Source organism: Stenotrophomonas nitritireducens (genome assembly GCF_050984405.1).
Classification (GTDB): Bacteria; Pseudomonadota; Gammaproteobacteria; order Xanthomonadales; family Xanthomonadaceae; genus Stenotrophomonas; species Stenotrophomonas nitritireducens_B.
In genome coordinates this window covers 2,713,247-2,728,042 of sequence record NZ_CP158790.1, presented here as the reverse complement: position 1 = coordinate 2,728,042, position 14,796 = coordinate 2,713,247, and the positions used below count along the sequence as shown (strand labels likewise).

Genomic DNA, 14,796 nt, shown 5'->3' with positions numbered 1-14,796 from the left:
GTGCCGGGAGCCTCCCTTCCCGGCAACAGCGGTTTCATCGGACAGACTGTCACATGCGCTTGGAAATCGTCATCGTCGACGACCAGACATCGGCCCGCAGCATGGTGCGGCACGTGCTGGAAGACATCTCGCCGGAACTCGGCGTGTACGACTTTGCCGATCCGCTGGAGGCGCTGACCTGGTGCCAGTCGCACGAGACCGACCTGCTGCTGCTCGACTACCGCATGCCCAACATGGACGGGCTGGAATTCGCGCAGCGTTTCCGGCGCATGCCGGGCAACCGCGACGTGCCCATCGTGCTGATCACCGTGGTCGGCGACGAGCCGCTGCGGCAGAGCGCGCTGGAAGCGGGCGTCATCGATTTCCTGGTCAAGCCGATCCGCCCGCGCGAACTGCGCGCGCGCTGCAACAACCTGCTGCAGCTGCGCCGCCACAGCCAGAGCGTGCGCCAGCGCGCGCTGTCGCTGGAACAGCGGCTGCTGGCCAGCATGCACGAGGTCGAGGAGCGCGAACGCGAAACGCTGTCGCGGCTGGCGCGCGCCATCGAATACCGCGACGCCGGCACCAGCGCCTTCCTCGAACGCATGGCGCACGTGGCCGGGCTGATCGCCGACGAACTCGGCCTGCCCGCCGAGGAGGTGCGCACCATCGAGATGGCCGCGCCGCTGCACGACATGGGCAAGATCGCCATTCCCGATTCCATCCTGCTCAAGTCCGGCAAGCTGGACCCGGAGGAGATGGCGGTCATGCGCCGTCATCCGCGCATCGGCCACGAGCTGCTCAGCGGCAGCAACAACCGTTTCATCCAGATGGGCGCGACCATCGCCCTGCGCCACCACGAGCGCTTCGATGGCAGCGGCTACCCCGACGGCCTGGTCGGCGAGGCGATCCCGCTGGAAGCGCGCATCGTCGCGGTGGCCGACGTGTTCGACGCGCTGCTGTCGCCGCGTCCCTACAAGGAAGCCTGGTCGATGGACGCCGCGCTGGCCTACCTCTACGCCCAGCGCGGGCGCCTGTTCTGCCCGCGCTGCGTCGATGCGCTGCTGCAGGCGCGCGAACGGCTGGACGAGGTCTGCGCGCGCTACTCGGCGGCCTTCCCGAGACCGGAAGCCTGAAATGACGAGCGCGTTCGCCTGGCTCCGGCAGCGCCTGCGGCAACGCGGGGACAGCGAGCACGCGCAGGCGCTGGTGCGCATCGTGATGATCGCGCTGATCCTGTGCTACGTGCTGCTGTCGGCCGGGCGCTGGAACCTGCCGCCGGCGCAGCTGCGGCTGGTGATCACCCTGATCCTGATCGCGCAGGGCCTGTCGCTGGCGCTGATGGGCTGGCTGCTGTGGAAACCCGGGCGCTCGGACCTGCGCCGCATCCTCGGCATGGTCGACGACTACGCGCTGATGTCCGCGGCGATGAGCACCATCGGCGAGCCGATGGCCTGCATCTACGTGGTGGTGATGTGGGTCACCGTCGGCAACGGCATGCGTTTCGGCAACCGCTACCTGATGCTGGCCGTGGTCATGGCCACCGCCAGTTTCGGCGTGACCCTGGCGCTGAGCGACTATTGGCAACGCAACCTGGGCCTGGGCATCGGCCTGCTGGTCGGGCTGGCGGCGATCCCGCTGTATTTCTCCAGCCTGCTGCGGCAGCTGACCGAGGCCATGGCCGAGGCGCGCCGCGCCAGCGACGCCAAGAGCCGCTTCCTGGCCAACATGAGCCACGAGTTCCGCACGCCGCTCAACGGCCTGTCGGGCATGACCGAACTGCTCGCCACCACCCGCCTGGACGAGGAACAGCGCGAGTGCCTGGGCACGATCCAGGCCTCGGCGCGCACCCTGCTGGCGCTGGTGGAGGAGGTGCTGGACATCTCCGCCATCGAGGCCGGCAAACTGCGCATCAACGCGCAGGATTTCTCGCTGGCCGAACTGGTGCAGTCGATCGGCCTGATCCTGGCGCCGCAGGCGCGCGCCAAGCGCCTGGACTACCGCGTGTTCGTCGAAGCCGGCGTACCCGACGGGCTGCACGGCGACGTCGGCCACCTGCGCCAGATCCTGCTCAACCTGGCCGGCAACGCGGTCAAGTTCACCGACCACGGCCAGGTGGAGATCCGCGTGTCGGTCAGCCCGCAGGCGCAGGACGCGCCGCTGCGGCTGCGTTTCGAGATCCTCGACACCGGCATCGGCGTGGCGCCCTCGCTGCGGCCGCGGCTGTTCGACGCCTTCGAGCAGGCCGACGTTTCCATGGCCCGGCGCCACGAAGGCACCGGCCTGGGCACCGCCATCGCCAAGGGCCTGGCGCAGGCGATGGGCGGGGAGATCGGCTACCGCGAGAACCTGCCGGCCGGCAGCTGTTTCTGGGTGGAACTGCCGCTGGGCCATGCCGCGGCGCCGGCCGCGGCCGACAGCGGCGCGGCCGCGACGGCGGAACCGGCGGCCACCGAGGATCCCGGCAACGTCATCGCCTTCACCGATCCGTTCCGCCGCCACCGCGCGCGCGTGCGCAGTCTGGATGTGCTGGTCGCCGACGACCACGAGGCCAACCGCATGGTGCTGCAGCGGTTGCTGCAGAAGGCCGGGCACCGCGTGACCTGCGTGAACGGCGCCGAGGAGGCGCTGGACGCGATGGCCGCGCGCGAGTTCGACGTGGCCATCACCGACCTGCACATGCCGGGCATGAGCGGGCTGGACCTGCTTCGGCAGCTGCGGGTGATGCAGGCCGGCGGCGGCCCGCGCACGCCGGTGGTGATCCTCAGCGCCGACGTCACGCCCGAGGCGATCCAGCGTTGCAACCAGGCCGGCGCGCACGCGTTCATGGCCAAGCCGGTGGTCGCGGCCCGGCTGCTGGAAACCATGGCCGACATCGCCAGCGGCGCCGCCGCCGGCGGCCCGCGCGAGATGGCCTCGGTGATCGCCCCGATGGTGGACGGCGACGCGGTGCTCGACACCGGCGTGCTCGACGAACTGTCCGCGCTGGGCATGGGCAAGGGCTTCGAGCGCGAGTTCGTGCGCCAGTGCCTGGAAGACCTGGAACAGGGCGTGGCCGCCTTGCCCGGCGACGCGCAGGCGGAGGACTGGGGACGGTTGCGCGAGCACGCCCACGCGATCAAGGGCGTGGCCGCCAACCTGGGGTTGCTGAAAGTCGCCCGGCAGGGGGGAGAGTTGATGCGCATGGCCGACTGGCAACTCAAGGGCGAGTGGAAACCGCTGCACGCGCGCATCGGTGCCGCGCTGCAGGAGGGGCGACAGGCGCTGGACGCGCGCGCCCGCGGGCGCGCGCAATCGCACGACGACGTGACCGGCTGAGTTCCATCGCCGCTCCGGCCCGGCTCAACCGCGCACCTGCCCGCTGCGGCGGGTCTGCGCCTTGACCAGCCGGTCCATGGTGCGCAGCGAGCGGTCGTCCAGCGCCAGCGCCGCATCGACCCATACCCGGGTGATGTCCAGCAGTTCCTGGTAGTCGACCCGGTTGGAGATGCCGCGCACCGCGTTCATCGCCAGGTACGACTGCGGGATGCGCTGCTGCTGGCGGATCAGCTCGTTCACCGCCTGCTCGCCTTGGCCGCGCGGCACCAGGATGTCGACCACACCCATGGCGTGCATTTCCTCGGCCGTGTGCACGCGGCCTTCCAGGATGATGCGTTCGGCCAGCTGCGGCGACACGCGGCGGCTCAGGAAGTTGTACGCGCCCATGCCCGGGAACAGGCCGAACAGCACTTCCGGCAGGCCCATGCCGACGCCTTCCTCGGCGACGATGGTGTGGCAGGACAGCGCCATTTCCAGGCCGCCGCCGAGCGCGTCGCCCTGCAGCAGGGCGATGGTGCGGAAGCTGCCGTCCAGGCCGGCGTGGAAACGGTAGACGCCGTCGACGCAGCTGCGCGCGTAACGCAGCAGGCCGTCGCCGTCGCGCGCGCGGATCAGCGCGGAAAACACGTCCAGGTCGCCGCCGAGGTTGAAGGCATCGGCCGCCGAGGCCAGCACCAGGTGGCGCAGGCGCCCGTGCCGGGCCTGCGGGTCGCCGGTGATGCCGTCCAGGTAGGCGTGCATCTCGGTCATCAGCGGCTTGCGGAAGCAGGGACGCACGCCGGGGCCGGCATCGGCATGCATGTGCAGCCAGTGCACGTCGCTGGCGGCATCGTCGTGCACGCGGATGGTGGAGTAGGGAGGGGTGGCGGGGGTGCCGACAGGCAGCAGTTCGATCGCACTCATGGGCTGGGTCCTTGCAGGAGGCCCGCGGAATGGGAAGCGTGGGCGGCGGGCCGGACGCTGGCACTCCGCGATCCTACACGCGGTATCGGCCATGGGAGTGCGCGAAGGCGCCGCGGCAGGCCACGGGGTCATCGGCGGGACAGCACGGCCATCGGCGGATGCCGGGCCGTCGCGGCACGCGCGCGGCAGGTGGCGGTGGAACGGGCGCCCGGCTCAGGCGGCGGGGGTGGGGTAAAGCCGCAGCCGCCGCGCCAGCCACACGCTGCCGCCCAGCATGCACAGGGTCGCGGCAGCGGCCAGCGCCATCCGCGCGGCCCGTCCATCGCCCAGCGCGTGGAGCAGCGCATGCGAAGCGCCGCGGGCGGCCAGGTAGACGGCGAACGCCAGGGCCACGCGGCCCAGCCGCATCGCTGGCGTGGCTGGCGCATCGGCGGGCCAGCCGCCATGCGCCAGCAGCGCGGCCAGCAGGGCCAGCCCGAGCAGCTGGCCCGCGGTGCCCGGATCGAGCAGCGGCATCCCGATGGACGCCAGGGCCAGGCACAGCGCCAGCGGCAATACGAGGCGATGCGCCGCTGCGCGCCGCCACAGCCACCCGGCGATTCCGGCGCCCAGCAGCCCGAGGCAGGCGCCGCCGATTACATCGCCGAGGAAATGCCGGCCCAGGTACAGGCGCGAACACGCCATCAGCACCGGCCACAGCGCGACGGCCAGGGCGAGCGCGCGCCGCCGCCGCAGCGGCGCGAACGCCAGCAGCAGGCTGGCGCAGAAGGCGGTGGCGGCGGCGACATGGCCGCTGCTGAAACCGAAGTCGGGATCGCGCAATGCCCGCGCCGCGGCGATGGCCTGCTCCGACGGCAGGCCGAACGCCGTCCGCGCGCCCCCGCGCTCGACCAGCCAGCGCGTGTTCGCCGCACCCTTGTCCAGCACCCGCGCGTCTACCTGCACCGGGCGCGGCAGGCCCAGTCCGTCCTTGATCGCATGGGTACCCAGCCCGGTCAGCAGCAGCGCCAGCATCACGCTCAGCATCGGCCGCAGGCGCAGGCCGAAGCCTGCGACCAGCACGAGGGCCGCGTAGAGCCACTCCTGCCCGAACAGCGAGACCGCCTGCATCAGCCAGGTCAGCCACGGCGCGGCGAAGGATTGCAGCCAGAGGTTGGGTTCGACTTCGAACATGGCTCAGGGAACCGGGTGCGGAAGCGGACGCGGCGCCGCCGTGCGCGGCAGCGCCTTGAGCCCGAACAGCGGGCGCAGCCAGCCCGTTCGGCGGATCAGGCCTTCGTGCAGCAGCAGGCAGCCGGCGATGGTGCCCGATACCACCAGCGTTGCCTCGACACCCGCGCCCAGCCGCATCGGGATCAGCCACCCGGCGAGGGCGACGATCAGGGTCTGGTGCAGGATGTACCAGGAAAACACCGCTTCGCTGCAGTAGGGCAGCCAGCGGAACGGGCGGTCGAGCAGGGCGCGGCTCCAGCCGAACAGCGCCAGCAGCGCCGTCCACGTATAGGTGGCGCGCGCGATGCGCTCGATCGTGTTCCACGGAACCCGCGACGCCCAGTCCGGCATCGGACCGGCGGGCGGATGGTGGCCCAGCCAGCGCAGGCCGAGCTCCACGCCGATCGCCGCCAGCGCCACGCCGAGCATGCGCCAACGCAGCCGGCACGCCCAGCGCCAGAACCCCGCGCACGTGGACAGCACGTAACCCAGCAGGAACAGCGGCAGCGATTCGGCATGCACGACCCAGTCGTCGAACAGGGCGTGGGTCTCCGGGAAACGCGGCGCCAGCCAGAAGCGGACGCAGAGCAGCCAGAGGATCGGCAGCGCCAGCAGCAGGGCGGCCGACAGCGGCGTGGGCTCCGCGTTACCGAGCCGCTCCCGCAGCCATCGCAGCAGCGGCACCGTTGCCAGCAACAGCAGGGTGTAGGGCAGCAGGTAGGCCAGGTACCACAGGTGGTTCCAGGTCGGGGTGAGCAGGCAGTGGCCGGCGCGGCACAGCCCGTGGCCGAGGTAAAGCGCGTAGAAATGCGCGAAACCGCCGGTGTAGCCGTACTGCGTGACCACCTGGAAGAAGGTCTGCGGCGGCACCACCACCAGCATGCCGAACGCCAGCGGCAGCAGCAGGCGCAGGCTGCGCGTCCCGGCGAAGCGCCAGCGGCGGCCCTCGATCCCGGCCAGGCCGAGGGCGATGCCGGAGATCATGAACAGCAGCGGCATCCGCCAGCGGTTCAGCGCGATCATCGGGTACTGCAGCCACTCGGCCTGGTACGTGCTCTTGATGTGGAAATCCCAGTCGGCCACGTGGACCATCGCCGAGTGGTAGAGGATCAGCAGGGAGAACGCGATGACGCGCAGGGCGTCGATGTCGTGACGGCGTTGCATGCGCTCGGGCCGATGACGGGAATGCCGCCAGCGTCCGCCCGCCGGGCTGCTCCGCCCATCCCGAAGTGACCATGCGCTGCTGGCCGGGGACGGTTAGTGGAATGCGGGGACGAACGGGGGACGGAACGGCTTCGCCGGCGGGGGCACCGCGCGGACGAAGCCGATGCCGCGGCCTTATTTATGGCAGTGCCGCTTTCGACGGGATCGGGGAAGGCGACCACCCGCGGACGTCGGTCCAGGCAGCAACGGTCGCGGCCGGGTTCGGCGCGTAGTGGTGGGCGCGGCTGTGGATCCCCGCAGGACGTGCGCTTCCGGGCAGCAGGATGGCAATGACCGGGGCGCCGCACCGCCTGCTTGACGAGTGGTTGCCGCCGCTGATCGAGGAGACAGCGAGGTGAGGTGGGGCCGAGAGATCGGTCCCGATGTGCGGGCCAGCGAGCATCTGACCGTCGCCGGCGCCACGCACGTCCAGAAGCTGCGGACACGCCGTTCCCGCCCGCTGTCGCGGCACTGTCCGCCCTCGGCTGGGCAGTGCCGCGTTTCCTTGCCGGGGGCTGCGCGTAGGCGCCGGGCCGTACCCCGGGAGCGAGGCGGCCTCAGCCGGCCGGCGGCGCGTCGCGCAGTTCGCGGCGCAGGATCTTGCCGACGTTGGTCTTGGGCAGTTCCTTGCGGAACTCGACGATGCGCGGGTGCTTGTAGCCGGTCAGGTTGGCGCGGGCGAACTCCTTGACCTGTTCCTCGGTGAGGTTCGGGTCCTTCTTTACGATGACCACCTTGACCACCTCGCCGGACTTCTCGTTCGGCACGCCGACCGCGGCCACTTCCAGCACGCCCGGCATCATCGCGATCACGTCCTCGACCTCGTTCGGGTACACGTTGAAGCCCGACACCAGGATCATGTCCTTCTTGCGGTCGACGATGTAGAAGAACCCCTTCTCGTCCATGCGCGCCATGTCGCCGGTGTGCAGCCAGCCGTCGGCGTCCATGGCCTTGGCGGTCTCGTCCGGGCGGTGCCAGTAACCCTTCATCACCTGCGGGCCGCGGATGCACAGCTCGCCGACCTCGCCGGTGGCCACCATGTTGCCGTCGTCGTCCTTCACGCAGGCGTCGGTGGAGGGAATGGGCAGGCCGATGGCGCCGTTGTACTCGGCCAGGTCCAGCGGGTTGATGCAGGCCGCCGGCGAGGTTTCGGTCAGGCCGTAGGCCTCCACCAGCGTGGTGCCGGTGACCTTCTTCCAGCGTTCGGCCACCGCACGCTGCACCGCCATGCCGCCGCCCAGGGTGACCTTGAGCGCGGAGAAATCCACGTCCTCGAAGCCGGGCGTGTTGAGCAGGCCGTTGAACAGCGTGTTGACGCCGGTGATGGCGGTGAAGCGGTTGTTGCGCAGCTCCTTGACGAAGCCCTTCATGTCGCGCGGGTTGGTGATCAGGTGGTTCAGGCCGCCGAGCTTCATGAAGACCAGGCCGTTGGCCGTCAACGCGAAGATGTGGTACAGCGGCAGCGCGGTGATGATCACTTCCTCGCCTGGCTTGACGCCCGAGGCCGAGATCCACGCCGAGGCCTGCTGCATGTTCGCCACCAGGTTGCGGTGGGTCAGCATGGCGCCCTTGGCTACGCCGGTGGTGCCGCCGGTGTACTGCAGGAAGGCGATGTCGTCGTGGCCGACCTCCACCGGCGGCAGCGCATGGCGCCGGCCCAGCCGCAGCGCCTCGCGGAAGCGGATCGCGCCCTTGATGCGGTAGTCGGGCACCATCTTCTTTACGTACTTGAGCACGAAGTTGACGATGGCGCCCTTGGGGAAACCGAGCATGTCGCCCAAGCCGGTGGTGACCACCTGCCTGACCGGGGTGTCGGCGATGACCTGCTGCACGGTGTCGCCGAAGTTGTCCACCACCACCAGTACCGAGGCGCCGGCGTCGACCAGCTGGTGCTTGAGCTCGCGGGCGGTATAGAGCGGGTTGACGTTCACCACGGTCAGGCCGGCGCGCAGGATGCCGAAGGTGGCGATCGGGTACTGCAGGCAGTTGGGCATCATCACCGCCACGCGGTCGCCCTTCTTCAGCTGCAGCTCGCCCAGCAGGTAGGAAGCGAACTGGGTCACCAGCGCATCGGCTTGCCCGTAGGTCAGCACCTTGCCGAAATTGGAGTAGGCCGGACGGTCACGGAACTTGGCCACGGAAGCATCGAACACCGCGGCCACGGAGCGGAATTCATCGACGTCGATCTCGGCCGGCACGCCGGCGGGATAACTCTGCAGCCAGGGACGTTCCTGATTCATCTTCCCCTCCAGGAAATGGTTGTGGTCTAGTTGGTATGACCGGCCGTCCGGCGATGGCGGCCGTCACCGCAGCATACCGTCCAGAATGGAAAAGGCGAAGGGAGCGATGATCCGAACGGTCCTCAACTGCGCGCGTATTGCGCTGATCGTGTTGGCCCTGGCCGCCTGCGCGCGCCAGGCGCCCGAACAGCGCCTGCGCCAGACCGTGGCGCAGATGCAGGAGGCGGTGGAACAGGGCCGGCCCAGGGACTTCATGGAGAACGTGGCCGCCGACTTCATCGGCAACGACGCCCTGGACCACGACGGCCTGGACCGGCTGTTGCGCGGCCAGCTGCTGCTCAACGCCAGGGTCGGTGCGCGTACCGGCCCGCTGCAGGTGGAGATGGGGCAGGGCGATACCGCGACGGTGCGCTTCACCGTGCTGCTGACCGGCGGAGACGGCCGCTTCCTGCCCGAGCGCGGCCAGCTGCAGCAGGTGGTCAGCCACTGGCGGCTGGCCGATGACCAGTGGCGGCTCTACAGCGCCAGCTGGTCGCCCGCCGTGGAATAGGCGTCGTCCTGACAGGACTCTCCTCCCGGAGAGGAAACCCTACGATCCTCCGTTCGCCACGCCTCGAACGCCACTGTGCCGACAAGGTCCGCTGGGGGGGAGGCGAAGGCAATCCATCAGCGGAACAGCGTTCCCGACTGCTTTCGCGAGCCCGTGCGCCATGCAGCGCACCCCCATGCGCGCCCACCGTTCGGCATGCCCCTTTCGGCCGCATCCGACCACCGCCCGGCATGCGATATCGCCGCCGGTTCCGTCCTCGGACAGCTACCTGAATGGAGCCCCGGCCGCAGTCGGTTTCGTCATGCGCCAATCGCGCAGGGCTGTTTATGCTGCCGGCGCAATCCACGCTGGCACGGCCGGCCCTAGACGGAGATTCCCCCGATGAGCACCCGCACCGTTATCCGCAACCTTTCCATCGGCCTGGTGAGCGCCGCCGTGCTGTCGGCGTGCGCCACCGGCGGTTCCTACGTGCAGAGCGATCCGTACGGCAACCCGACCCAGCAGCAGAACCGCACCGGCAAGGGCGCCCTGATCGGCGCCGCCATCGGTACCGCCGCCGGCCTGCTCAGCGGCAGCAGCGCCACCGAACGTCGCCAGCACGCGATGATCGGCGCCGGCATCGGCGCGCTGGGTGGCGCGGCCGTCGGCAACTACCAGGACCGCCAGGAACGCGCCCTGCGCGAGCGCACCGCCAACACCGGCATCGACGTGCAGCGCCAGGGCGACAACATCACCCTGAACCTGCCCGACGGCATCACCTTCGATTTCAACAAGACCACGCTCAAGCCGCAGTTCTACGGCGCCCTCAACGGCGTGGCCTCGACCCTGGCCGAGTACAACCAGACCATGATCGAAGTGGTCGGCCACACCGACAGCATCGGCACCGACGCGGTCAACAACCGCATCTCCAAGGAACGCGCCGACGCCGTGGCCGCCTACCTCGCCGCGCAGGGCGTGCAGCGCGAGCGCATCGAAACCCTGGGCGCCGGCAAGAACTACCCGATCGCCAGCAACGACACCGAGGCCGGCCGCGCGCAGAACCGCCGCGTCGAGATCCGCGTGATCCCGCTGCGTTCGTGACCGGCGCATAGTCCCGATCTGGAAAGAGCCGCGCAAGCGGCTCTTTTCGTGTCTGCAACAAGCGTTCTCCGTAGGAGCGGCTTCAGCCGCGAAGGGGCCTTCGCCGGTAAAGCCCCATCGCGGCTGAAGCCGCTCCTACCAACGGCGACGAGGCGGCCGCGCGCAGAACCGCCGTGTCGAGATCCACGTGATCCCGCTGCGGTCGTGACCGGCGCATAGTCACAACCTGAAAAGAGCCGCGCAAGCGGCTCTTTTCTTGTCTGCAACAAGCGTTCTCCGTAGGAGCGGCTTCAGCCGCGAAGGGCCTTCGCCGGGAAAGCCCCATCGCGGCTGAAGCCGCTCCTACAACGGCGACGAGGTGGGCGCGCGTAGAAACCGCTGCGTCGAAATCGGCGTGATCCCGCTGCGTTCGTAGCCCTCGTAGTCCCGACGCGCAAGCGGCTCTTTTCGTGCCTGCAACAAGCGTTCTTCGTAGGAGCGGCTTCAGCCGCGAAGGGCCTTCGCCGGGAAAGCTCCATCGCGGCTGAAGCCGCTCCTACCGAGGGCGCCGCTCACGCCAGGTCGTCGGCGATCACCACGCTGTTGCGGCCATTGCCCTTGGCCAGGTACAGCGCCGCGTCGGCGCGCGAGAACCAGTCCTGCCAGTACTGCTCGCCGGCATACATCGCCGCGCCCAGCGAGATGGTGATGCCGCCGCCGGGGCCGTGCAGCGACCGCTGCACCGATTCGCGCAGGCGCTCGGTGAAGCCGGCCAGCGCGTCGCGCGTGCCGGCTTCGGCCAGGATCACGAACTCCTCGCCGCCGAAGCGGAAGACCTTGTCCTGCTCGCGCAGTTCCAGCCGCAGGATCGCCGCCAGTTCGACCAGCGCGTTGTCGCCGGCGGTGTGGCCGTAGCGGTCGTTGACGTCCTTGAAATGATCGATGTCCAGGATCACCAGCGCGTGCCGGAACCGGCCCTGGCGGGCGCTGCCGATCTGCTGCAGCAGGGTCTTCTCCAGCGCGCGGCGGTTGGGCAGGCCGGTCAGTTCGTCCTGCGAGGCCAGCAGTTCCAGCCGCGTGCGGTCGCCCTGCAGGCGCCGCGAGAAACGGAAGCCGAACCCCAGGATCAGCGCGATCACCACCAGCGCCTGCGTATCGGGCGCCGGCGTGCGCAGCACGCCCGGCATCGCCAGCAGGCCGGCGACCATCACCAGGTTCGCCGGCGTGGCGATGCGGTTGTGGACCAGGAAGAAATTGGCCATCAGCGCCAGCAGCGCCCACGGCAGGGCGCGGTGGCCGAGCTCGCCGGCGGCCAGCAGGCAGCCGGCCACGTTTGCCAGGCACAGCAGCAGGCCGGCACTGGACAACTGCGCGGCGCGCCTGTGCACCAGCCAGGTCGCCAGCGCGGCGGGCGCGGTGCAGGCCAGCGCGGCGAGCATCGGGCAGCACCATGCCCTTCCACGCCAGCCAGCCGGCGAACACCAGCAGCGCCAGCGTGGCGACCGGCGCGATGGTACGCAGCGGCACGCTGCGCAGTTCGCGCGGCAGCGAGGGAATCGTCGGTGGTCCGGCGGTGGATTTCATGGCGTGGGCAACATAGCAAGTCGCGCGGCAAACATTCCTTCACCCAGTACGCATCTTCGGCATGCGTTCAACGGAACCCGAACGGCCGCGCCGGCGGCGGCAGGCCGCATGGGGGGCAACCCCTTGCTTATGGCCCATCCGCCGGCCGCGGTGCCGGTGCTAGATTCGGCCGCTACCGGCTTCCGTGCCGGCGTCTTTCCAGCGCATGAGGGAAACCATGAGCGTCCGTTGCACTGCCTGGTCCGCGGTACTCGCCGCGACCGCAACCACCCTGCTGGCCAGCATGCCCGCGCATGCCGGGTACGCCAAGCCACCGGCGGAACTGCTGAAGGTGCTGACCGCGCCGCCGCCGCCGATGCCCAGCGTCGACCCCACCGGCAGGCGCCTGCTGTTGACCACCAGCCAGACCTATCCGTCGATCAGCCGCGTCGCCCGGCCGTACCTGAAGCTGGCCGGCCTGCGCCTGGAGCCGGGCAACCGCAGCCGCCACGACACCCCCGGCGGCTATGGCATTCCGGCCTGCGTGGCCGACTTCACCCTGGTGGACATCGCCAGCGGCAAGGAAACCCGCGTGCCGTTGCCGAAGGACGCCTGCGCCGGCGGCGCGCTGTGGTCGCCGGACGGCCAGCGCTTTGCTTTCCAGAATGTCGTCGCCGATGCGGTGCAGCTGTGGGTGGGCGACGCCGCCAGCGGCCAGGTGCGGCAGATCCCGGGCGCGCGCCTGAACCCCATGTTCGGCAGTACCGTGCAGTGGCTGGACGGCGGCAGCCGCCTGCTGGTCAAGCTGGTGCCGGCCAACCAGGGGCCGGCGCCGGCCGGCGATGATGTTTTCGGTCCGGACGTGCAGGAATCGCTGGGCGCAAAGGGCGAGAGCAGCACCTACGAAACCCGCGACACCCTGGCCAGCGAGCACGACGAACGCCTGTTCGCCTATTACGGGCAGTCGCAGCTGGCGGTGGTCGAGGCCGCCTCCGGCAAGGTCAGCCCGGTCGGCGCGCCGCAGCTGTACAACGGCGTCAACGGCGCGCCCGACGGCGTGCACGTGCTCACCCAGATCATCAAGCCGCCGTTCTCGCACGCGGTCACCTACCAGCGCTTCGCCTACGACGTGGACGTACTGGACGTGGCCACCGGCAGGAGCGTGCGCATCGCCGCGCTGCCGCTGGCCGAGCGCGTGCCGGTGCACGGCGTGCCGGAAGGCCCTCGCGATTTCGACTGGCGCGCCACCGACCCGGCCACCCTGGTCTGGGCCGAGGCGCTGGACAAGGGCGACTGGAACGTCAACGTGCCGCAGCGTGACAGGCTGATGCTGCAGTCGGCGCCGTTCACCGCCGCGCCGCGCGAGATCGCCCGCACCACCCAGCGCTACGCCGGCTTCGACTGGACCGCGCGGCCGCAGCGCAGCTTCCTCAACGAATACGACGAGAACCGCCACTGGCGCCAGACCCGCATCGTCGACATCGACGACCCGAAGCAGGAAGCGCGCCTGCTGTGGGACCTGTCCAGCGACGAGCTGTACGGCGACCCGGGCAACTTCGTCTACCAGCGCCTGCCCAACGGCGCGGTGGTGGTGCGCGAGGAGGACGGCAAGGTGTTCCTGCGCGGGCAGGGCAGTTCGCCGCAGGGCGACCGCCCGTTCCTCGACCGCCTGGACCTGGCCACGCTCAGGAGCGAGCGCCTGTTCCGCAGCGCCACCGATGCCTACGACCAGTTCCTCGGCTTCACCGCCGAACCGGGCCGCTATCTCACCTGGCACCAGTCGGTGATAGACCCGCCCAACGCGTGGCTGCGCGAGCTCGGCGCGCGCGATGCGGCGGCCGCGGAAGGCGAAGCGCAGTACGCCGCCGAAGGCCGCCGGCTGACCCGCGTCGCCGACCCGACCCCGGAAGTGCGGCAGATCCAGAAGCGCTTGGTCACCTACAAGCGCGCCGACGGCATCGACCTGTCCTTCACCCTGTACACCCCGCCGGGCTACAAGGAAGGCCAGCGCCTGCCGGCGATCCTGTACGCCTATCCGGCCGACTTCGCCAACAGCGCGCAGGCCGGGCAGGTGTCCGGTTCGCAGCAGACCTTCACCCGCCTGGCGCCGTACCGGCTGATGCTGCTGGCCGGCTACGCCATCATCGACAACGCCTCGTTCCCCATCGTCGGCGACCCGAAGAGCGCCTACGACACCTACCTGGAACAGCTCACCGCCGACGCCAAGGCCGCGGTGGACAAGGCGGTGGAGCTGGGCGTGGTGGACCGCAACCGCATCGGCGTCACCGGCCACAGCCACGGCGGCCTGATGACCGCCAACCTGATCGCCCATACCGACCTGTTCAAGGCCGGCGTGGCCACCAGCGGCTCGTACAACAAGACCTTCACCCCGTTCGGTTTCCAGAACGAGCGCCGCTCGGTCTGGCAGGCGCAGGACGTATACCTGAAGGCCTCGCCGTACTTCTACGCCGACAGGATCAAGCTGCCGCTGCTGCTGGTGCACGGCGAGGACGACGCCAACCCGGGCACCGAGCCGTTCCAGTCGCGCAAGCTCTACCAGGCCATCCGCGGCAACGGCGGCACCACCCGCCTGGTGATGCTGCCGCACGAACCGCACTGGTACACCGCGCTGGAATCCAACGAACAGCTGGTGGCCGAAATGCTGGCCTGGTTCGACCGCTACGTGAAGAACGCACCGCCGCAGGCCGCTTCCGGCAAATGAGCCGGTGGTGAGTTGATCGAGCCGTACGGAGAAGCCCGCGCGAGCGG

11 protein-coding genes are annotated in these 14,796 nt (G+C 69.9%); 6 read left to right on the top strand and 5 right to left on the bottom strand.

The features are described from left to right. The first annotated feature begins 53 nt into the window (after positions 1-53). Entirely contained in the window at positions 54-1,115 is a 1,062-nt protein-coding gene (locus ABTV91_RS12080; RefSeq protein ID WP_433851664.1) for an HD domain-containing phosphohydrolase, read from the top strand. A 1-nt stretch (position 1,116) separates the two neighbouring features. After that, positions 1,117-3,297 carry a response regulator gene (locus ABTV91_RS12075; protein WP_433851663.1) on the top strand — a complete coding sequence of 727 codons (2,181 nt, stop codon included), beginning with the start codon at positions 1,117-1,119 and terminating at the stop codon, positions 3,295-3,297. A gap of 24 nt (positions 3,298-3,321) precedes the next feature. Here ABTV91_RS12075 and ABTV91_RS12070 read toward each other — a convergent pair whose 3' ends face one another. The 4 genes from ABTV91_RS12070 to ABTV91_RS12055 form a co-directional block, all read right to left on the bottom strand. Next, positions 3,322-4,200: a crotonase/enoyl-CoA hydratase family protein gene (locus tag ABTV91_RS12070; protein WP_433851662.1), complete on the bottom strand. Its 879-nt coding sequence runs from the start codon at positions 4,198-4,200 to the stop codon at positions 3,322-3,324. A 213-nt stretch (positions 4,201-4,413) separates the two neighbouring features. Continuing rightward, on the bottom strand, positions 4,414-5,373 hold the full coding sequence (locus ABTV91_RS12065) for a phosphatase PAP2 family protein (protein WP_433851661.1): 960 nt from the start codon (positions 5,371-5,373) through the stop codon (positions 4,414-4,416). Positions 5,374-5,376: 3 nt separating this feature from the next. Then, entirely contained in the window at positions 5,377-6,576 is a 1,200-nt protein-coding gene (locus ABTV91_RS12060) for an acyltransferase family protein (protein ID WP_433851660.1), read from the bottom strand. Positions 6,577-7,172: 596 nt separating this feature from the next. Beyond that, positions 7,173-8,855: a long-chain fatty acid--CoA ligase gene (locus ABTV91_RS12055; protein ID WP_433851659.1), complete on the bottom strand. Its 1,683-nt coding sequence runs from the start codon at positions 8,853-8,855 to the stop codon at positions 7,173-7,175. A 106-nt stretch (positions 8,856-8,961) separates the two neighbouring features. Between ABTV91_RS12055 and ABTV91_RS12050 the strand changes: the two genes are divergently transcribed. Together ABTV91_RS12050 and ABTV91_RS12045 are read left to right on the top strand one after the other, a co-directional pair. After that, the gene (locus ABTV91_RS12050) at positions 8,962-9,405 is read left to right on the top strand and encodes a nuclear transport factor 2 family protein (protein WP_433851658.1); all 444 of its coding nucleotides are present in this window, start codon (positions 8,962-8,964) and stop codon (positions 9,403-9,405) included. 381 nt (positions 9,406-9,786) lie between these two features. Next, entirely contained in the window at positions 9,787-10,485 is a 699-nt protein-coding gene (locus ABTV91_RS12045) for an OmpA family protein (protein WP_433851657.1), read from the top strand. A 551-nt stretch (positions 10,486-11,036) separates the two neighbouring features. On the opposite strand, the gene ABTV91_RS12040 is transcribed toward ABTV91_RS12045, so the two are convergent. Next, on the bottom strand, positions 11,037-11,903 hold the full coding sequence (locus ABTV91_RS12040; protein WP_433851656.1) for a GGDEF domain-containing protein: 867 nt from the start codon (positions 11,901-11,903) through the stop codon (positions 11,037-11,039). Between the two features lie 11 nt (positions 11,904-11,914). Here ABTV91_RS12040 and ABTV91_RS12035 point away from each other — a divergent pair, with 11 nt between their 5' ends. Both ABTV91_RS12035 and ABTV91_RS12030 read left to right on the top strand, forming a co-directional pair. Further along, the gene (locus tag ABTV91_RS12035; protein WP_433851655.1) at positions 11,915-12,064 is read left to right on the top strand and encodes a hypothetical protein; all 150 of its coding nucleotides are present in this window, start codon (positions 11,915-11,917) and stop codon (positions 12,062-12,064) included. A 201-nt stretch (positions 12,065-12,265) separates the two neighbouring features. Beyond that, positions 12,266-14,749 carry a prolyl oligopeptidase family serine peptidase gene (locus ABTV91_RS12030; RefSeq protein ID WP_433851654.1) on the top strand — a complete coding sequence of 828 codons (2,484 nt, stop codon included), beginning with the start codon at positions 12,266-12,268 and terminating at the stop codon, positions 14,747-14,749. Positions 14,750-14,796 lie beyond the last annotated feature (47 nt).

Coding starts and splice junctions, on each gene's coding strand:
- ABTV91_RS12060 (WP_433851660.1), bottom strand. CDS start 6,576: ATGCAACGCCGTCACGACATCGACGCCCTGCGCGTCATCGCGTTCTCC.
- ABTV91_RS12065 (WP_433851661.1), bottom strand. CDS start 5,373: ATGTTCGAAGTCGAACCCAACCTCTGGCTGCAATCCTTCGCCGCGCCG.
- ABTV91_RS12070 (WP_433851662.1), bottom strand. CDS start 4,200: ATGAGTGCGATCGAACTGCTGCCTGTCGGCACCCCCGCCACCCCTCCC.
- ABTV91_RS12045 (WP_433851657.1), top strand. CDS start 9,787: ATGAGCACCCGCACCGTTATCCGCAACCTTTCCATCGGCCTGGTGAGC.
- ABTV91_RS12030 (WP_433851654.1), top strand. CDS start 12,266: ATGAGCGTCCGTTGCACTGCCTGGTCCGCGGTACTCGCCGCGACCGCA.
- ABTV91_RS12050 (WP_433851658.1), top strand. CDS start 8,962: ATGATCCGAACGGTCCTCAACTGCGCGCGTATTGCGCTGATCGTGTTG.
- ABTV91_RS12035 (WP_433851655.1), top strand. CDS start 11,915: ATGCCCTTCCACGCCAGCCAGCCGGCGAACACCAGCAGCGCCAGCGTG.
- ABTV91_RS12055 (WP_433851659.1), bottom strand. CDS start 8,855: ATGAATCAGGAACGTCCCTGGCTGCAGAGTTATCCCGCCGGCGTGCCG.
- ABTV91_RS12075 (WP_433851663.1), top strand. CDS start 1,117: ATGACGAGCGCGTTCGCCTGGCTCCGGCAGCGCCTGCGGCAACGCGGG.
- ABTV91_RS12080 (WP_433851664.1), top strand. CDS start 54: ATGCGCTTGGAAATCGTCATCGTCGACGACCAGACATCGGCCCGCAGC.
- ABTV91_RS12040 (WP_433851656.1), bottom strand. CDS start 11,903: ATGCTCGCCGCGCTGGCCTGCACCGCGCCCGCCGCGCTGGCGACCTGG.